Origin of the sequence: Oceaniserpentilla sp. 4NH20-0058 (assembly GCF_040371755.1) — a bacterium.
In the GTDB taxonomy this organism is placed as follows: Bacteria; Pseudomonadota; Gammaproteobacteria; order Pseudomonadales; family Oceanobacteraceae; genus Bermanella.
Map to the genome: position 1 here is coordinate 184,146 of NZ_BAABWE010000003.1, position 17,415 is coordinate 201,560.

The 17,415-nt window shown below is 41.4% G+C and carries 19 protein-coding genes; 2 read left to right on the plus strand and 17 right to left on the minus strand.

Annotated features, from left to right (window positions below):
- Nucleotides 1–48: 48 nt before the first annotated feature.
- Both bamJ and ABWV45_RS06085 read right to left on the minus strand, forming a co-directional pair.
- On the minus strand, nucleotides 49–660 hold the full coding sequence (gene bamJ / locus ABWV45_RS06080) for a BamJ family beta-barrel-assembly machinery protein (protein ID WP_353349724.1): 612 nt from the start codon (nucleotides 658–660) through the stop codon (nucleotides 49–51).
- A 100-nt stretch (nucleotides 661–760) separates the two neighbouring features.
- Complete coding sequence (locus tag ABWV45_RS06085) at nucleotides 761–1,510, minus strand: sulfite exporter TauE/SafE family protein (protein ID WP_353349725.1); 750 nt, start codon at nucleotides 1,508–1,510, stop codon at nucleotides 761–763.
- Nucleotides 1,511–1,543: 33 nt separating this feature from the next.
- On the opposite strand from ABWV45_RS06085, the gene ABWV45_RS06090 reads away from it, so the two are divergent.
- On the plus strand, nucleotides 1,544–1,792 hold the full coding sequence (locus ABWV45_RS06090; RefSeq protein ID WP_353349727.1) for a glutaredoxin family protein: 249 nt from the start codon (nucleotides 1,544–1,546) through the stop codon (nucleotides 1,790–1,792).
- Here ABWV45_RS06090 and ABWV45_RS06095 read toward each other — a convergent pair.
- Nucleotides 1,789–2,403, minus strand: coding sequence for a riboflavin synthase subunit alpha (locus tag ABWV45_RS06095; protein ID WP_353349728.1), 615 nt, complete (start codon nucleotides 2,401–2,403; stop codon nucleotides 1,789–1,791). The genes ABWV45_RS06090 and ABWV45_RS06095 overlap by 4 nt on opposite strands.
- Nucleotides 2,404–2,484: 81 nt before the next feature.
- Here ABWV45_RS06095 and ABWV45_RS06100 point away from each other — a divergent pair, with 81 nt between their 5' ends.
- Nucleotides 2,485–3,651 (plus strand): patatin-like phospholipase family protein, encoded by a 1,167-nt coding sequence (locus ABWV45_RS06100; protein ID WP_353349730.1) that lies wholly within the window; start codon nucleotides 2,485–2,487, stop codon nucleotides 3,649–3,651.
- Nucleotides 3,652–3,754: 103 nt separating this feature from the next.
- On the opposite strand, the gene rnhB is transcribed toward ABWV45_RS06100, so the two are convergent.
- The 14 genes from rnhB to tsf form a co-directional block, all read right to left on the minus strand.
- A complete protein-coding gene (gene rnhB / locus ABWV45_RS06105) occupies nucleotides 3,755–4,375 on the minus strand; it encodes a ribonuclease HII (RefSeq protein ID WP_353349732.1) in 621 nt (206 codons plus the stop codon).
- 3 nt (nucleotides 4,376–4,378) lie between these two features.
- Nucleotides 4,379–5,515, minus strand: coding sequence for a lipid-A-disaccharide synthase (gene lpxB, locus ABWV45_RS06110; RefSeq protein WP_353349734.1), 1,137 nt, complete (start codon nucleotides 5,513–5,515; stop codon nucleotides 4,379–4,381).
- The gene (gene lpxA / locus ABWV45_RS06115; RefSeq protein WP_353349735.1) at nucleotides 5,515–6,285 is read right to left on the minus strand and encodes an acyl-ACP--UDP-N-acetylglucosamine O-acyltransferase; all 771 of its coding nucleotides are present in this window, start codon (nucleotides 6,283–6,285) and stop codon (nucleotides 5,515–5,517) included. The genes lpxB and lpxA overlap by 1 nt, the downstream gene beginning before the upstream one ends.
- Entirely contained in the window at nucleotides 6,278–6,721 is a 444-nt protein-coding gene (gene fabZ, locus ABWV45_RS06120; RefSeq protein ID WP_502914665.1) for a 3-hydroxyacyl-ACP dehydratase FabZ, read from the minus strand. Before fabZ ends, lpxA begins: the two co-directional genes overlap by 8 nt.
- Before the next feature lie 12 nt (nucleotides 6,722–6,733).
- Nucleotides 6,734–7,750, minus strand: coding sequence for a UDP-3-O-(3-hydroxymyristoyl)glucosamine N-acyltransferase (gene lpxD, locus ABWV45_RS06125; RefSeq protein ID WP_353349739.1), 1,017 nt, complete (start codon nucleotides 7,748–7,750; stop codon nucleotides 6,734–6,736).
- Nucleotides 7,751–7,753: 3 nt separating this feature from the next.
- A complete protein-coding gene (locus ABWV45_RS06130) occupies nucleotides 7,754–8,269 on the minus strand; it encodes an OmpH/Skp family outer membrane protein (RefSeq protein WP_353349741.1) in 516 nt (171 codons plus the stop codon).
- A 68-nt stretch (nucleotides 8,270–8,337) separates the two neighbouring features.
- On the minus strand, nucleotides 8,338–10,809 hold the full coding sequence (gene bamA, locus ABWV45_RS06135) for an outer membrane protein assembly factor BamA (protein WP_353349743.1): 2,472 nt from the start codon (nucleotides 10,807–10,809) through the stop codon (nucleotides 8,338–8,340).
- A gap of 69 nt (nucleotides 10,810–10,878) precedes the next feature.
- Nucleotides 10,879–12,219, minus strand: coding sequence for a sigma E protease regulator RseP (gene rseP, locus ABWV45_RS06140; RefSeq protein ID WP_353349745.1), 1,341 nt, complete (start codon nucleotides 12,217–12,219; stop codon nucleotides 10,879–10,881).
- Nucleotides 12,216–13,394 (minus strand): 1-deoxy-D-xylulose-5-phosphate reductoisomerase, encoded by a 1,179-nt coding sequence (gene ispC, locus ABWV45_RS06145; RefSeq protein WP_353349747.1) that lies wholly within the window; start codon nucleotides 13,392–13,394, stop codon nucleotides 12,216–12,218. The genes rseP and ispC overlap by 4 nt, the downstream gene beginning before the upstream one ends.
- The gene (locus ABWV45_RS06150) at nucleotides 13,391–14,230 is read right to left on the minus strand and encodes a CDP-archaeol synthase (protein WP_353349749.1); all 840 of its coding nucleotides are present in this window, start codon (nucleotides 14,228–14,230) and stop codon (nucleotides 13,391–13,393) included. The genes ispC and ABWV45_RS06150 overlap by 4 nt, the downstream gene beginning before the upstream one ends.
- The gene (uppS, locus tag ABWV45_RS06155; protein ID WP_353349750.1) at nucleotides 14,223–14,981 is read right to left on the minus strand and encodes an undecaprenyl pyrophosphate synthase; all 759 of its coding nucleotides are present in this window, start codon (nucleotides 14,979–14,981) and stop codon (nucleotides 14,223–14,225) included. Before uppS ends, ABWV45_RS06150 begins: the two co-directional genes overlap by 8 nt.
- Before the next feature lie 59 nt (nucleotides 14,982–15,040).
- Nucleotides 15,041–15,598, minus strand: coding sequence for a ribosome recycling factor (gene frr, locus ABWV45_RS06160; protein ID WP_353349751.1), 558 nt, complete (start codon nucleotides 15,596–15,598; stop codon nucleotides 15,041–15,043).
- Entirely contained in the window at nucleotides 15,598–16,341 is a 744-nt protein-coding gene (pyrH, locus tag ABWV45_RS06165; RefSeq protein WP_353349753.1) for a UMP kinase, read from the minus strand. The genes frr and pyrH overlap by 1 nt, the downstream gene beginning before the upstream one ends.
- 195 nt (nucleotides 16,342–16,536) lie before the next feature.
- Nucleotides 16,537–17,385 carry a translation elongation factor Ts gene (tsf, locus tag ABWV45_RS06170; RefSeq protein WP_353349755.1) on the minus strand — a complete coding sequence of 283 codons (849 nt, stop codon included), beginning with the start codon at nucleotides 17,383–17,385 and terminating at the stop codon, nucleotides 16,537–16,539.
- Nucleotides 17,386–17,415: the final 30 nt, after the last annotated feature.

Sequence of the window (17,415 nt, forward strand, 5' to 3'; positions counted from 1 at the left end):
ATGCACAAAAAAGCCACCTCTAGGGTGGCTTTTTGATTTTCTATGCAGTTATAGAACGTTCAATAATTCTACTTCAAATACAAGAGCGCTGTGTGGAGGAATGGCACCTTGGCTTCCTTGTGGACCGTAAGCTAGGTCACTAGGAATGTATAAACGCCATTTTGAACCTTCCTTCATAAGCTGTAATGCTTCAGTCCAGCCAGCAATTACACCGCCTACTGGGAATTCAGCTGGCTGGCCGCGATCTACTGAGCTATCAAATACACGACCATCAATGAACGTACCGTGGTAATGAGTACGTACAGTAGACTCACGGGTAGGCTGTGCGCCTTCGCCTTCTGTGATGATTTCATACTGAAGACCGCTTTCTAATGTGATAATACCTTCTTTTTTAGCGTTTTCAGCCAAGAAGTCTTCACCCACTTGTTTAGCCGCTTGTGCTGCTTGCTCTTGAGCCGCTTGCATTTCAGTTTGAATGACTTGATAAGCTTCTTCAATTTGCTCTTGAGACAATGGCATTTCAGCATTGGCGCTAGAATCTTGAATACCTTTTAATACGTTATCTAGTAAAAAACCTTCAAACTGATTGCCTTTAAGCTGGTCGCCAACTTGACGACCAATCAGGTAGCTTACTTTTTCAGCAGGTGTATCTAATTTCATAACATTTCCAAATATTCACCAAACGGTGAGAGTGAATTCGCGCGGCATTTTATCACATACACACAGAAACTTCAGGCCCAAGGGCAATGTATACTATGTATTAACCGACTATCAGTTTAATACCGACAATCAATGTAATAACTTCATAAACCCGTTTTATCCAGCCTGAGCCCATTTTGATGGCAAGATGTGCACCTACAAAACCGCCTACTAATGAGCCCAGAACCAATGCCGCTAACCAATCCCACTGTATTTGAGCAATAAATCCCATGGTGAGTGCGCCACTGGCATTCCAAAATAAACCCACCGCAATCAGCGTGTGGCCCACCGCCTGTTTGTAATTAAGGCCGAACCATTTCACTAACCACATGGTGGCAAATAACCCGGTACCCGCTGACAGCGCCCCATTAGCAAATCCAATCACCGCCAAACCAACCCCTCCCAGAATTAGCCCAGAAAGGTCTCTATTTTTATGGCTTGGCTCTAAACCTAAGTTAGGTTTAAACAAAGAATAAAGGCTTAGGCCAAGTGTCATAATACCCAGCGCAATTTCTGCGTATCGATCATTTACGCCTATGATGATGTAAGCCCCTAACACCACACCGGGAATGCCACTGGCCAGCATGAATAAGTTTAAGCGCCAGCTTGTATGCCCCTCTTTAACATTACGAATGGTTGCGCCTAAACCCAAGGCTACCGTTGCTACTTTATGGGTAGCTAGAGCCACTGAAAATGGCAATCCCATAAATATCAGCACAGGTAATTGAATCAACCCCGCTCCACCACCTGCAAACGCAGAGAAAATATTGGCCACGGTACTGATCAAAAACAGTATAATCTGGTCTAACATTTAATATTCACTATTCATGGAGCCGTCAAACGTATGTCGTCTTATGCCCTGTATTACTACGATCAATGCCCGTTTTGTCAGATGGTATTAAGAGAAATAAACAAGCTTCCTTTAGACATTGAATTAAAAAACACCTTAACTGCCCCGCAAAATCGTCAAGATTTAATTCAGGGCGGTGGTCGCGGTACCGTGCCTTGCTTGAGAATCACTAACACCGATAATCAAGTACAATGGATGTACGAATCCAGAGACATTATCCAGTACTTGAAGTCTCAAGCTTAGGCTAGGTTCTTCTGCTTAAGTAGACGCTCAACCGTTTCAACCACGGCTTGCGTATGGCTATCAATTTCTAAATTAATAGCATCACCTACTTTGACATCTTGATAGGTCGTGACATTTAAAGTCTCAGGGATGAGATACACACAAAAGCGATCTTCTTTCACTTGTGCAATAGTGAGGCTGCACCCATTTAACCCGATATAGCCTTTATCAAAAATATAAGGTTTATGGGTGTCGGTTAGTTCAAACCAGACAATACAATTGTTTTCTGGACGTTCTATTTCTACCACTTTAACCAAACCATGAACATGACCACTTAGTTGATGACCACCAATGTCGTCCCCAAACTTAGCGGCTCGTTCCACATTCACCCGAGTTCCAACATCTAAATATTGTAAATTGGTTAAATTAAGACTGGCCAACATCACATCAAAAGTAACCTGACACTGAGTGATACTAGTAACGGTTAAACAAGTGCCATTTAAAGCGATACTAGCGCCAATGCTCAACCCAGAAATTAAGCTTTCTGGCAAGGTTAAGCTCAACGTCCATAAACCTGACTTTTTTTCAATTTTATCGACTTTTACGGCCGAATGAACGATTCCAGTAAACATAGGTAAAATCCCAATTAAATAGGCTTATTATGAACTATACTAACGAGAGTTTCTTAAGAATCTTTTGATGATAAGCGCCTAATGGTACAAAAAACAACCGATAAAAAAGTAGGCTTGGTGTTATCAGGTGGCGGCGCACGCGCGGCCTATCAAGTTGGGGTATTAAAGGCCATTATTCGCTTACTTCCCCAAGAAAGCCCAAACCCATTTCAAGTCATTAGTGGCACCAGTGCCGGTGCTATTAATGCGGTGGCGCTTGGCAGTTATGCTGGCCATTATCGCCAAGGCATTCAGCGCTTAGAGCATATATGGAAAAATTTCAGTTGTGATCAAATATTCAAAAGTGACTTTCTAAGTGTATTACAGTGGTCTAGTAAATTTATATTTAATACCTTCTTTGGGTATAAATCCGGGGACCCTGTCTCGCTCCTTAATAATGAACCTTTACGCCATTTGTTAAAAAAAGTCATTCTGTTTGAAAACATTCAAAAGGCCATCGACAATCACGACTTACACGCCCTTAGTATTACCGCATCAGGTTATGCATCAGGTGAATCTGTCAGCTTTTTTCAGGCGCATAAAAGCATCAAGAACTGGCAACGCTTACGTCGAGTAGGTGTACGTTCAAGAATACATGTCGAACATCTACTTGCGTCTTCAGCTATACCTGCGGTTTTTCCTGCAATCCAAATTAATCGAGAATACTTTGGGGATGGTGCCATTCGTCAACTCGCACCTATCAGCCCAGCATTACACTTAGGCGCTGATAAGATTTTGGTAATAGGGGTAAGTGGCTCTGCCCACAAACGTAAACCACGAGAGCCCATGAAACACTACCCTAGCATGGCAAAAATAATGAACCACATGTTTAACGCTGCATTCTTGGATAGTATGGAAAGTGATGTAGAACGGCTAACCCGTATTAATAATACCATCAGTAAAATCCCTGAAAGAGTTATGATCACGGAAGGCATTGGACTAAAACCTGTAGATATCTTAGAAATTAATCCAAGTGAATCAATTGATGATATTGCTGCAAGGCACGCCCGTGAGTTGCCAAAAAGTTTACGCCTTTTCTTGAAAGGTTCCGGAACGACCCATAAAAGCGGTGCTGGTGTATTAAGTTACCTACTATTTGAAAAGGGTTTTTGCAGAGAGCTTATTCAATGCGGTTATGATGATGCAATGAAACGAAAAGAAGACATACAACGTTTTTTCGAAATACCAGAATCCCCTAAAAAAACATGAAAGATACCTAGCGGGTATAACAGTTAATGCTGTTTAGCTTCACTCATTACACGATACCATATTGAAATTAAAAATTAATTTTGGCGACATAACTAAAAAACACTTAAATAGCGGCTTTCACTTCTAGTAATTTTTTAACTGGACCATAGGTTTTACGATAAATATCAGTAGGACCATATTCTTGCAAGGCCGCTAAATGAGCCTTGGTTGGGTACCCCTTATGTTTAGCTAATCCATATTTAGGATACTTAGCATCTAGTTCCACCATATCATGATCTCTTGATACTTTAGCCAAAACAGACGCTGCAGAGATTGAAGCAACTAAAGCATCCCCCTTAACAATAGCAGTACCGGGGCAGGCTAATTCTTTAGGTAAACGATTACCATCAATTAATGCGTGACCCACACTGGTGTTTAACCCTTCGATAGCACGGCTCATGGCTAACATGCGAGCATTTAGAATATTAATTTCATCAATTTCAGCTGGGGTGCAACGGGCAATACAATAAGCTAAGGCTTTATGCTTGATAACGGGGAACAGTTTTTCACGCTTTTTTTCACTGAGTTTTTTAGAGTCGTTCAAGCCTTCTATTGGGTTATCAGGATCTAATATAACCGCTGCCGCAACCACATCTCCACACAGAGGTCCTGCACCTGCTTCATCAACACCACAGTAAAGAATGCCTTGATCGATCAAGACTTGTTCTTGTTCAATAATATCCATGTATTAACTCTGAATTAAATTGATAATAGCTTTAGCTGATTCGTTATCCGCATCACGCTTCAGGTCTATATGCAATTCAGTAAACTCTTTTTTAAGATGTTTGGATGCCGCACTATTTTTTACAAAATTTAATACAGCTTGTGACAATTTTTCAGGTGTGGCATTTTCTTGTATTAACTCTGGCACTAGCTCTTTACCTGCCAATAAGTTTGGTAGAGATACAAATGGTTGTTTGAGCATTCGCTTTACAAAAAAAGCCGTTAGAGCCGACAATTTATAAGAAACCACCAAAGGCTTTTTAAATAACATTCCTTCTAAAGCGGCTGTACCAGAGGCCATTAATATCGTATCTGCACTTGCCATCGCTTCACGGCTTTTGCCATGTAATAGCTTTACCGACAAGCTTTCATATTGCGCCAACATTTGAGAAATTTGCTTAAATCGCTCATCGTTAGCTGCTGGCATGACAAACTGTACATTTGGCAACTGCTTTTTAATTAACTGAGCCGTTTTTAAAAATACCTGACCTAAACGTGCAACTTCACCGCCACGAGAACCAGGCATCAAAGTGATAACCACTTGCTCAGGATCAAAACCTAAAGCAAGCTTTGCTTCAATGATATTTGTCTCAAGTGGGATGGCATCCGCAAGAGTATGACCAACAAATACAGCATTTACGCCATGTTTTTGATAAAAGTCCACTTCAAATGGAAATAAGCATAATACTAAATCTACAGATTGTTTGATTTTAAATACGCGCTTTTCACGCCAAGCCCAAACGCTCGGACTCACATAATGAACAGCTTTAATGCCGTTTTCTTTGAAACGTCGCTCTAAAGCAAGATTAAAATCCGGCGCATCGATACCAATAAACACGTCCGGTTTAATATCCATCAATGTATTGAATAGTGCTTTGCGTATGTTAAGGAGCTCGTTTAGTCGCCCTAACACTTCAAACAAGCCCATCACTGAAAGACGTTCCATTGAATAAAGGGTTTCAAAACCTTCCGCGATCATTTTAGGGCCGCCAATACCAACAAATCGGGCATCGGGGTATTTTGCTTTCAAAGACTTGATTAACCCTGCACCGAGTATGTCACCCGATGCCTCTCCTGCCACCATGGCAAAGCACAATGACATTAGCGAATAATCCCTCGACTAGATTGGTCAATACTGTCAATAAACGCTTGAACTGTATTCGATTCTTTTAAGAATTCTAATAACTCACCGCGAGCTTCTTCAACTGTTAGTCCTTTTCGATAGACCGATTTGTAGGCGTTACGCAACACTTTAATATCGTTCTTTTCAAATCCGCGACGCTTTAAACCTTCAATGTTAATCCCATGAGGTTTTGCTGAATTACCATTTGCCATTACATAAGCAGGTACATCTTTCAAAACGATAGAACCGGTTCCACACATGCTGTGGCTGCCCACTTTAACAAATTGATGCACCTGACTAGCACCACCTAATATAACGTAATCGCCAATATGTACATGACCTGCAATATTGGTATCGTTCGCTAAGATGCAGTTATCTCTGACAATGACATCATGGGCAATATGCACATTCACCATGAATAGGTTATGGCTGCCTATTTTTGTTAAGCTATTATCTTGTGTTGTACCACGGTGTACCGTACACGCTTCACGAAAAATATTATGATCACCAATTTCTAAGCGTGTCGATTCACCTTTAAACTTCTTATCTTGGCAGTCCTCACCAACAGTACAAAACTGAAAAATACGATTGTATTTACCAATATCCGTTGGCCCTTTAACAACTACATGACTGCCAATTACCGATCCTTCTCCAATCGTGACATCCGGCCCAATAATACTAAAAGGACCAATTTCTACATTATCGGCAATTTTTGCACTTGGGTCGATTATCGCGCGTGAATCAATCAAAGTTTAACTCTCTCTCCGCACACATAATGTCAGCTGAACAAGCCAATTGCCCATCAACACGAGCTTCACATTCAAAACGCCATATGCCACGTTTATCCGTAATATATCGTGCTTCTAATTCTAAGCGATCGCCGGGTAATACTGGCTTTTTAAAGCGCACTTTATCCATACCTGCAAAATAATAAACGGTATTAGCAACACGTTCTTTATCCATAGTTGCTAATCCCATTAAGCCTGATACCTGAGCTAATGCTTCAAGAATTAATACTCCTGGCATTATTGGGTGGTTAGGAAAATGCCCATTAAAAAACTCTTCATTAATGGTGACATTTTTATAACCGACAATGCGCTTTTTAGGCTCAAGTTCCGTTACACGATCTACTAATAAGAAGGGATAACGGTGTGGTAACAAATCCGTGATCTCTTTATAACTCATTACCGACATACATTAATCCTTAATCGATTTTTCAATTTGTTTAATTCGTTTTGCCATATCATCAATTTGACGAAGACGAGCAGCACTTTTGCGCCACTCTGAGGTAGGTGACATAGCCGTTCCTGATGAATAACTACCCGCCTGCGTTGTACTTTTAGTCACTAACGACATAGCCGTCACATGAGTACCATCAATCAGGTTCAGATGTCCTATCACACCAACACCACCAGCTAAGGTACAAGCTTTTCCGATTTTAGTACTACCTGCAATCATGCAGCCCGCAGCCATGGCAGTGTATGGGCCAATTTCCACGTTATGGGCAATTTGTATTTGGTTGTCTAACTTAACGCCATCACCAATAATGGTATCGCTCATAGCACCGCGATCTATCGTGCAATTAGCGCCTATTTCAACTTGGTTACCTATCTGTACACCACCGATTTGGCAAATTTTCACCCATTTACCTGCTTCATTAGCAAAGCCAAATCCGTCCGAACCGATCACCGCACCGCTGTGTACTATACAATCATCGCCAATCACTACATCATGATACACACTGACATTTTGATGTAATCGAGTGCCTTCACCAATCCGGCTATTGTGGCCAACTACGGTTCCAGCTCCTATAATCGCGCCTTTTGCAAGTATGGCGTAATCTTCAATCACTGCGTTAGCACCTACTGTGGCACTTGGATCAACGTTAGCTAAAGCGCTCACACAAGCGCTGGGGTGAATACTTCCACTAGCCTGTGGTAGCGTATTAAATAAATGGGAAACTTTTGCATAACCAAGATATGGGTTATCTAAGATTAATGCCGCACACTTGCACTCATCCGCTTGTTTTGGATGAACAATTACGGCACTTGCTTGTGTTGTAAGTAACTGATCTTTGTATGCCAAATTGGCTAAAAAGCTCAGCTCTCCAGCTTGCGCTGTTAATAGCGTAGCAAGGCCATGAATCTCTAAAGATTCATCACCTACTATTGTAGCCCCTAAATATTGAGCGATTTCTTGTAAAGTACGGGCCATTAACTATTTCTTTGTACTGGCTTCATTAAGTTTATTAAGTAGCTTCTTAGTTAAATCAAGATCAGCATCCACATGAATAACCGCTTGACCATTCAGTACAACATTAACGCCTTCTTCATCAATTAACTTTTTCAAGATCTCTTGAAGACGAGGTAGGCTTGCACGGAAAAACTGCTGACGCCACTGTTTTTCAGCTTCTTGTAATTTCCCTGCAAAGAACTGAAACTCACTTTGCTTTTCTTTGATTTCGTTACGGATTTTACGTTGCTCATCATCACTCATGATGGCTCCGTCTTTTTGAAGTTTTTCTTGGTTAGCAACCATCTCTTGCTCAAGTAGTTTGATTTTTTGGATATCATCACCAAATTGATCTTCAACTTGCTTAAAAGATGTTTTAGCCGCGTCAGATTGAAACAATGCACGCTCCATATCCACAGCAGCAATTTTATTGCCTTCAGCCATAGCCAATGAAGCTACAAAAAACAAACTGGCTGCTACTAATTTGGTCAAGTTAAACATATTACTTCCTATTATTTTTATACGATTTAAAAATTAAATATTGAGTTAAGATCAATCCAGTGATTCGTTTAGAACACCTGACCAATAGAGAACTCAAACCCTTCTGTTTCGTCTCTTACTTTACTGTTCAACGCACGAGCAAAGGTAAAGGTTAAAGGCCCGATAGCCGTCACCCATGTCACACTCACACCTGTACCAAAACGAATTTCGTTACCCTTAAACCCTTCTATGCAAGCTGGGTGATCATTTGTATTACCTGTTCCGTTAGCTTCTGATAATAACAAGCAATTGGTGTCAAACACATTACCTGCATCTAAGAAGACCACACTGCGCATACTGCGTTGATCCTCTATAAACGGTAATGGAAAAACCAATTCCATGGATGCTTCGGTTAATAAATTTCCACCTAGGCTGTTATTATCTCTGCTATAAGTAACATCTTGATTACTGTCGCCATCTGAATCTACATCCACAAACTGCAGATTACCGTCAGCGTCTAAAATCGCAACGCCTTCTGAATCCACAAGCGATTGAACTAAATTCTGTTTTATTGCACCGCGCGGACCTAGTGAGTTACTAGAGTAACCACGTACAGAGCCAACACCTCCAGAGCGGAAATTCCGGAAAAATGGTAATTCTTCTGTATCACCATAACCAGCACCGTATCCGATATCAGTTCGAATACGGAATGTCCAATCACCGTTTTCAGAAATTGGGAAATATTTTTGTGCTTGATAGGTTAATCGATAATATTCCAATTCACTACCAGGAACCGTAGCTTCTAACGACAAGGTTTGCTTGGCCCCTGCTGTTGGGAATAAACCACGGTTTAGTGTGGTCCAAGTCCAGTTACTACCAAGCGTTAGCTCTGAAAATTCATCGCCTTCGATATCAATGAAGTTCAAGATTTCTTCAGGAATTCCAGAACTCTGAGCTTCCATAAAGGTTTTACTGGCCTCGATGCTAAAGGACAAACGCTCACGACCACTAATAGGGAAGCCAAAAGACATGCGCCCACCATAGGTATCTATGTTATACGAACTCAGTGATAATTCTTCGAAGTCGGTTTCACTATAAAAGACAGAGTAACCACGACTAATTCCATCTACCGTGTAATAAGGGTCTGTGAATGAAAAGTTCACACTGGTAACCGCATCGGTTTTATTCAAAGCGGTACTCATTTTAGTCCCTGTACCCATGAAATTATTCTGTGCGACACTGGTACCGACGATTAAACCATCCGCACTAGAGTAACCAATACTCAGGTTTAAGCTGCCGCTTGGCTGCTCTTCAACACTGTAGTTAACATCGATCAAGTCATCTGACCCTGGTACTTTAGGTGTTTCAACATTTACACCTTTAAAGAACCCCAGTTGCTCTAAACGCTTTTTAGATTGCTCAATTAATTCGGTAGAGGCCCAACCTGCTTCCATTTGAAGCATTTCACGACGCAATACTTCATCTTTTGTTGATTCGTTACCGGTGAAGTTAATTCGGCGAACGTAAGTCCGCTTTCCTGGTTCTACAAAAAACGTTAACTCAACGGTTTTATCTTCATCGTTAATTTTTGGTACACCGTTAACGCTTGCAAATGTAAAACCTTCATTACCTAAACGCTTAGAAATTAAATCCTGTGTTAATGTTACTTTCTTACGGCTGAATGTTTCACCTTCTTTAACAATAACCAGCTTACGTAATAGTTCTTGGTCTACTATTAATTCGCCAGCTAGATTCACTTTATTAACAGTATAAACGTCACCTTCATGTACATTAACGGTAATAAAAACATCTTCTTTTGATGGCGATAACGAAACTTGGGTAGACTCAACATTAAAACGTATAAAACCACGATCTAAATAGAAAGAACGCAGACGTTCTAAATCTCCACCTAGTTTTTCTCTAGAGTATTTATCATCACTTTGGTACCAAGACCAAAGATTACTTGGCTTAAGTTCAAATTGATTGATCAGCTCTTTTTTAGTGAAATTCTTCGCCCCGACAACATTCATATGGCTTATTGAAGCAACCGTACCTTCATCAACATTAATTTTTAATGAGACACGGTTACGTGGCAGTTTTTTAACTTCTGTGTCTATTTGAGCATCATAGCGACCTTGACCGACATATTGTCGTTCAAGCTCAAGTTCAAGACGCTCTAGTGTTGAACGTTTAAATACATAACCTTCCGCTAGCCCAGCTTGCTTTAACCCACCTTTTAGCTGTTCCGTCTCGATAGCACTGTTGCCATCAATTTCTAGCTCTGTAATTGTAGGTAATTCAACAAGGTTAATAACTAAAATATCCCCATCTCGTTGAAGCTTGATGTCATTAAAATAGCCAGTCGAAAATAATTTTTTACTAGCATCTGCTAATTTTTGGCTGTCTACATTTTCACCAATATTAATTGGAAACGAACCAAAAACCGAGCCTGCAGATACGCGCTGTAGGCCATCTACACGAATGTCTTTAACCGTAAATGAGGCAGCCTGAACAAATGTCGCGGTGAAAGCAAAAAACAAGCTGAATAAAGTAAACTTCATGTTATTCCGAATTTATTGTTATCTTTAGGTTGTCGGTGAAAATACAAACAGACCAAAATGAGTTAAATCTTATATACGGCTTATGTCATTAAATATGGCAACAAACATAACCATCATAAGCAGCGCCATGCCCAGTCTCATTCCCGCTAACTGGACCTTTTCTGAAACCGGTGATCCCTTCACCGCTTCAATCAAATAGTATAAAAAGTGGCCTCCATCTAATACCGGTATCGGTAATAGATTCACTACAGCCAGCATTACGCTGATGTAAGCCAGAAATCCGATAAATGCTTCAAAACCAGCTTGAGCGGAAGCGTTCGCTACTTTAGCAATGGTGATGGGTCCACTCAAGTTTTTAACGGACAATAATCCTTGAATCATTTTACCAATAGACTCAAGAGTAACGATAGACATATCCCATGTTTTATAAGCAGCTTTAGTGAAAGACTCGAATACACCGAAAGATTGCACAGTAATAAAACTATCAGGTAATTTAGGCGACTCAACCATGGCACCCGCAAACCCATATTTTTCACCATTTTCAGCCTTCTTGGCCGCAGGTATTAAGGTTAGGTTTACTTTATTGCCATCACGCAATACGGTTAATGATAAGGCAATTTCTGGGTTAGCTTTAACTTGATCAACAAAATCGAACCACTGCTCAATTACTTGGCCGTTTACTGTATGTATTTTGTCTCCGCTTTTTAATCCAGCCTGCTCGGCAGGTAAACCTGGTTGTAATTCAGCCAATATGGCTGGGATGTCAGGTCTATATGGTGTAATTCCAATTTCAGCCAGCGTATTGGGCTCTTCTTTATCACTCAACCAGCGCTCTATTGTCACTGAGTAGTTCTTTCGGGTATCTGTCAGAAATTGAATTTCACCAGTATCACCCAGTCGCTTAAGAAGCCCGTATTGCACACCCTGCCAACTTGTCACGGCTTTTCCGTCAATAGCTGTGATTTGCTCACCCGCTTTAATGCCTGATTCAAACGCTAAGCTATTTTCTTCGATGGCTCCTATCACAGGTTTTATCTGAGTTACCCCAGTCATAAACATGATCCAATAAGCGAATATAGCAAATAAGATGTTGGCCGCAGGCCCAGCTAGCACCACTGCCATGCGCTGCCATACAGTTTTACGGTTGAATGCTTGATCCAGTAACTCAGGATCAACCGCGCCTTCGCGCTCATCAAGCATTTTTACATAACCGCCTAATGGAATGGCTGCAACGGCGAATTCACAGCCGTTTTTGTTAGTTTTACTGTATAAAACCTTACCGAACCCCACTGAAAACTTAAGTACTTTCACACCACAACGGCGAGCAACCCAGTAGTGTCCATACTCATGTATGGTGACTAATATCCCCAACGTAATAGCTAGCGCTAGTACACTGTAAAGTACACTCATAAACCTATTCTTCCCTCAACAAACTGCCTTGCCCAACTATCGGCTTGTAAAACTATGTCTAAATTTGACGCAGACTCAACTGTACAGGCGTTTAATGCTTCTTCGATCAGATATGAGATAGATGTAAACGGTATTTGTTCCCGTAAAAAACCTGCTACAGCTACTTCATTCGCCGCATTTAAGATCGCAGGTGCTGTTCCGCCAGCTTCAAACGCCTGTGACGCTAAATTTAAGACTGGGAAAACTTGATGATTGGGCGCTTCAAAATTCAATTGCGCCACTTCAAATAAATTTAATGGCTCAACTCCAGATTGAATACGTTCAGGCCATGACAAACCATAGGCTATGGGGGTACGCATATCTGGGTTACCCATTTGACAAATAACAGAACCATCTATGTATTGAACCAGAGAGTGGATAATAGACTCAGGATGAACCACTACTTCAATTTCACTTGGCTTAAGATCAAATAACCAACAGGCCTCAATTAGCTCAAGCCCTTTATTCATTAAGCTGGCGCTATCTACCGATATTTTTTGGCCCATTGACCAATTAGGATGCTTAACTGCTTGTGCAGGAGTTACGGTATTTAATTGCTCCACACTCCAGCCGCGAAACGGGCCACCAGAAGCCGTTAATAGCACCTTACTAATTTGTTGTTTATAGTTCGTATCTTGCCCATAACCTAAAGGCAAAGATTGAAAAATAGCATTATGCTCACTGTCTATAGGTAACAATTGTGCTTGATTATCACGCACAGCGTTCATGAAAAGCTGACCACTCATAACAAGTGCTTCTTTGTTGGCTAATAACACACGCTTCCCAGCTTGCGCAGCTGCTAAGGTTGGCAATAGCCCTGCTGCCCCAACTATCGCCGCCATAACTTGGTCAACTTCATCTGCTTTCGCCACGTCAACTAAAGCTTGTGAGCCGCTTAGCACTTCTACAGAACTAGCGTTATGTTTTAATTGTTCTCTTAATAATTTAGCTGAAGACTCATCAACCATAACGGCATACTTAGGTTGAAACTCTAAGCATTGCTTTAGCATCACATCCACTTGTCGATTTGCCGTGATTGCAAACACTTGAAATTGATCACTATGACGTTTCAACACATCTAATGTGCTTTTGCCAATGGAACCGGTCGCACCTAATACAGTGACTAACTGCCTCATACCACCAAGTTCCAACCAAACAGACTTAAGGCTAGTGCAAACATAGGTAAAGCAGCCGTCATACTGTCAATACGATCCATAATACCACCATGCCCTGGTAGCAAATTACTGGAATCTTTAATTTGACGATGACGCTTGATCATACTTTCAATTAAATCACCCACGATTGAAACTGCAGTAATACAAAGAGTAATCGCAACCAATAAAAGCCACTGAGATCCGTTTAGTGTCATTTCTGTTGCATGCTCAAGCAAGCGACCACCCGCAAACGCAATCAATATTGTCACCATTAAACCACCGAAAACACCCTCCCATGTTTTGCCTGGGCTTACCGTAACCGCTAATTTACGTTTTCCAAATATACGCCCAGCAAAGTAAGCGCCGACATCAGCCCCCCAAACAACCAACATAACAAACATGATCAGGTAATCATTAAACGGATAGCTTTTGATTTGCACAAAGCCCACCCACATCGGAATCAATATAAACAACCCCATGACCATACGGACCACAGAACTTGACCAATACGCCTTCAACTTTGGATGAACTGCCACTAATAAAAATGCAACCAACCACCAAATAAATGCGGCATACAATAGCTCTACTTCTTGAACCATATCGGATAATTCCACCGCATATATCAAACCTGCTAATAGCCCAGCGTAGGCCACCCGACCCACCTGTATTTTAATACCAGATAAATTAGCCCATTCCCAAGCGCCCACAGTGACAATAAAACCAATAAACAACTTAAATTGCTCAAGTGGCAAAAAAAACACCCCACCAATCATAAGTGGAGCCAATACCAATGCGGTAAGAATGCGTAGCTTAAGCACGTTCTGCTTCTTCCTTTATTTGTTCATCTGTACGCCCAAAGCGACGCGTTCGGCCATTAAACTGATCTATGGCCGACCAAAAATCTTCTTTAGCAAAATCCGGCCACAATGCATGACTAAAAACCAATTCCGCATAGGCAAACTGCCATAGCATGAAGTTGCTAATTCGATACTCACCGCCTGTACGAATACACATATCTGGCTCAGGGAATTCACTCAAACAGGTATAGCCAGAAAAACGTTCAGGCGTGATATCGTCCGCTGTGAGTTTGCCAGATTGCACATCTTTAGCAATGTTCTTTGCTGCATTGGTAATATCCCAACGTCCACCATAATTGGCCGCAACCGCAAGCGTAAGGCCGGTATTGTCTTTCGTTAGATCTTGAGCAATATGAATATGGTCTTGAAGAGTCTGCGAGAATCCGGATACATCACCTACAATGAGTAATCGAATATTATGTTTATGCAGTTTTTTAACTTCTTTTTGTAGCGCGTTTAGAAATAACTGCATTAAAGCATTTACTTCCTTTTCCGGTCTTTGCCAGTTTTCACTGGAGAAAGCAAACAAAGTGAGCACTTCGACTTCTAGGCGCGCAGCCTGTTCTATCACCATCCGTACCGATTTGATACCAGCCTTATGACCAGCAACACCAGGTAGATGACGACGTTTGGCCCAGCGATTATTGCCATCCATCACGATGGCAACATGCCTTGGCACACAGTCAAACTTTGGCAATTGAGATTGCGACATGTATAAACCTAATAATGAACCTGCGCCAAAAGGCGCAGTACCGCTTCATATAAAATCGGTTAAACCTGCATTAGGTCTTTTTCTTTAACCGCCAATAGAGACTCAATTTCCGCAATAAACTTGTCAGTTAATTGTTGAATTTGATCTTGACCTTGGCGCTCTTCGTCTTCACTGATTTCTTTTTCTTTTAATAGGTCTTTAATACTACTGTTTGCATCACGACGAATATTACGTACAGATACACGACCCTTTTCAGCTTCAGCACGTGCTTGTTTGATATAGTCTTTACGAGTTTCTTCGGTTAATGCAGGCATTGGCAAACGAATAGTTTCACCAGTGGTTGATGGGTTAATACCCAAATCAGACTTCATGATCGCTTTTTCAATAGTTGGTACTAAATGTTTTTCCCAAGGTGTAACAGCCAAAGCACGACCATCTTCTACGTTAATATTGGCAACTTGAGATAGCGGTGTGTCAGTACCGTAATAATCAATGGTAATACCATCAAGAATGGCCGGATTTGCACGACCTGTACGCACTTTTTTGAATGCATCAATCAACGCATTAACACTTTTTTGCATGCGATCTTTAGCATCGCTTTTAATTTCATTTAACATTATTTTTCTTCTCCACACACAATTAACGTGCCGTCATTTCCACCTACCATGAGCTGAGCCATCATGCCTGGTGTTGCCATATTAAATACACGTAATGGCATTTTGTGATCTCTAGCCAAACAAATAGCCGTAAGATCCATCACCCCTAATTGACGCTCTAAAACTTCATCATAAGTTAACGTATCAAACTTAACAGCATCGGGGTTTTTCTTCGGATCAGCATCATACACACCATCCACATTGGTGGCTTTCAGAACAATATCCGCTTCAATTTCGATTCCGCGCAAACAAGCAGCTGAATCCGTCGTAAAGAACGGGTTGCCTGTTCCTGCAGAGAATATCACGACATCACCACTATTTAAGTGACGAATAGCACGGCGGCGATCATAGTGTTCAACAATACCACTCATGGGAATCGCAGACATTACTCGGGATTTAATATTACTGCGCTCTAATGCGTCTCGCATGGCTAAGGCATTCATCACGGTGGCCAACATACCCATGTGGTCACCCGTAACTCGATCCAATCCAGCTTGGCTTAACGCAGCACCGCGGAATAAGTTACCACCACCGATAACTAAACCCACTTGAACACCAATTCCCACCAGCTGCCCTACTTCTAACGCCATTCGGTCCAACACTTTTGGATCAATACCAAAGTCTTGCTCCCCTTGAAGCGCTTCACCGCTCAACTTCAAAAGAATGCGTTTATATTTTGGGCTACGATTATCTGCCGGGGGCATAGGTCACCTCTTATTTTAGCAATTCGATGTCATTGGTTTATACCATAAACCATGACTTTTCACTGCAAAACCCCGGTACGATCATTTTCAGTTTGAAAACGAATCGTTTACCAGGGTTTCTTGGTCAACCTTTACGCAAATGCCGAGTAAGGCAAACCTAACTCGGCATTTTATGAGCTATAGTAGCTCTACTACTTAGCCTTTAAGCTGAGCAGCAACTTCAGCAGCAAAGTCAGTTTCATCTTTCTCGATGCCTTCACCTACTTCGATACGAACAAAGCTAACCACTTCTGCACCTGCTTCTTTAGCAAGCTTGGCAATTGTCAATTCTGGATTCTTAACGAAAGGCTGCTCTAGCAAGCTGTTTTCTTTAAGGAATTTTTGAATACGACCACCCATCATTTTCTCAACGATTTCAGCAGGCTTACCTTCCATATCAGGTTGCGCTTTAATGATCTCTTTCTCAGCCGCTACCACTTCTTCTGGCATATCAGATGGAGCTAATACGCGAGGATTAACCGCTGTTACATGCATAGCAATATCACGAGCCAATTCTTCAGTACCGCCCTTCAGAGATACTAAAGCTGCAATGCGATTATTTGAGTGAACATAACCTGCTACCAACTCACCTTCTACTAATTCAGCGCGACGAGGAGAGATATTTTCACCAATTTTCTGAACCAATGCTTCACGCTCAGAAGTTAGAAGACCTGCAACATCCGTAGATTTAGCTTCAAATGCTACTTCAGCAACTTGGCTTGCAAAACCCAAGAAACCGTCATTTTTAGCTGCGAAGTCTGTTTCAGAGTTAATTTCTACAAGAATCGCAGCAGAGTTATCAGCTGCTGTTTTAATTACAACAATACCTTCAGCAGCAGTACGACCTGCTTTTTTAGCCGCTTTAAGGCCAGAGTTTTTACGCATTTCTTCGATTGCCGCATCGATATCACCTTCAGCTGCTGCAAGTGCTTTTTTACACTCCATCATGCCAAGGCCAGTACGCTCACGTAATTCTTTAACTAATTTTGCAGATACAGCTGCCATAGTCGTCACCTAAATTTGTTATCTAATCAA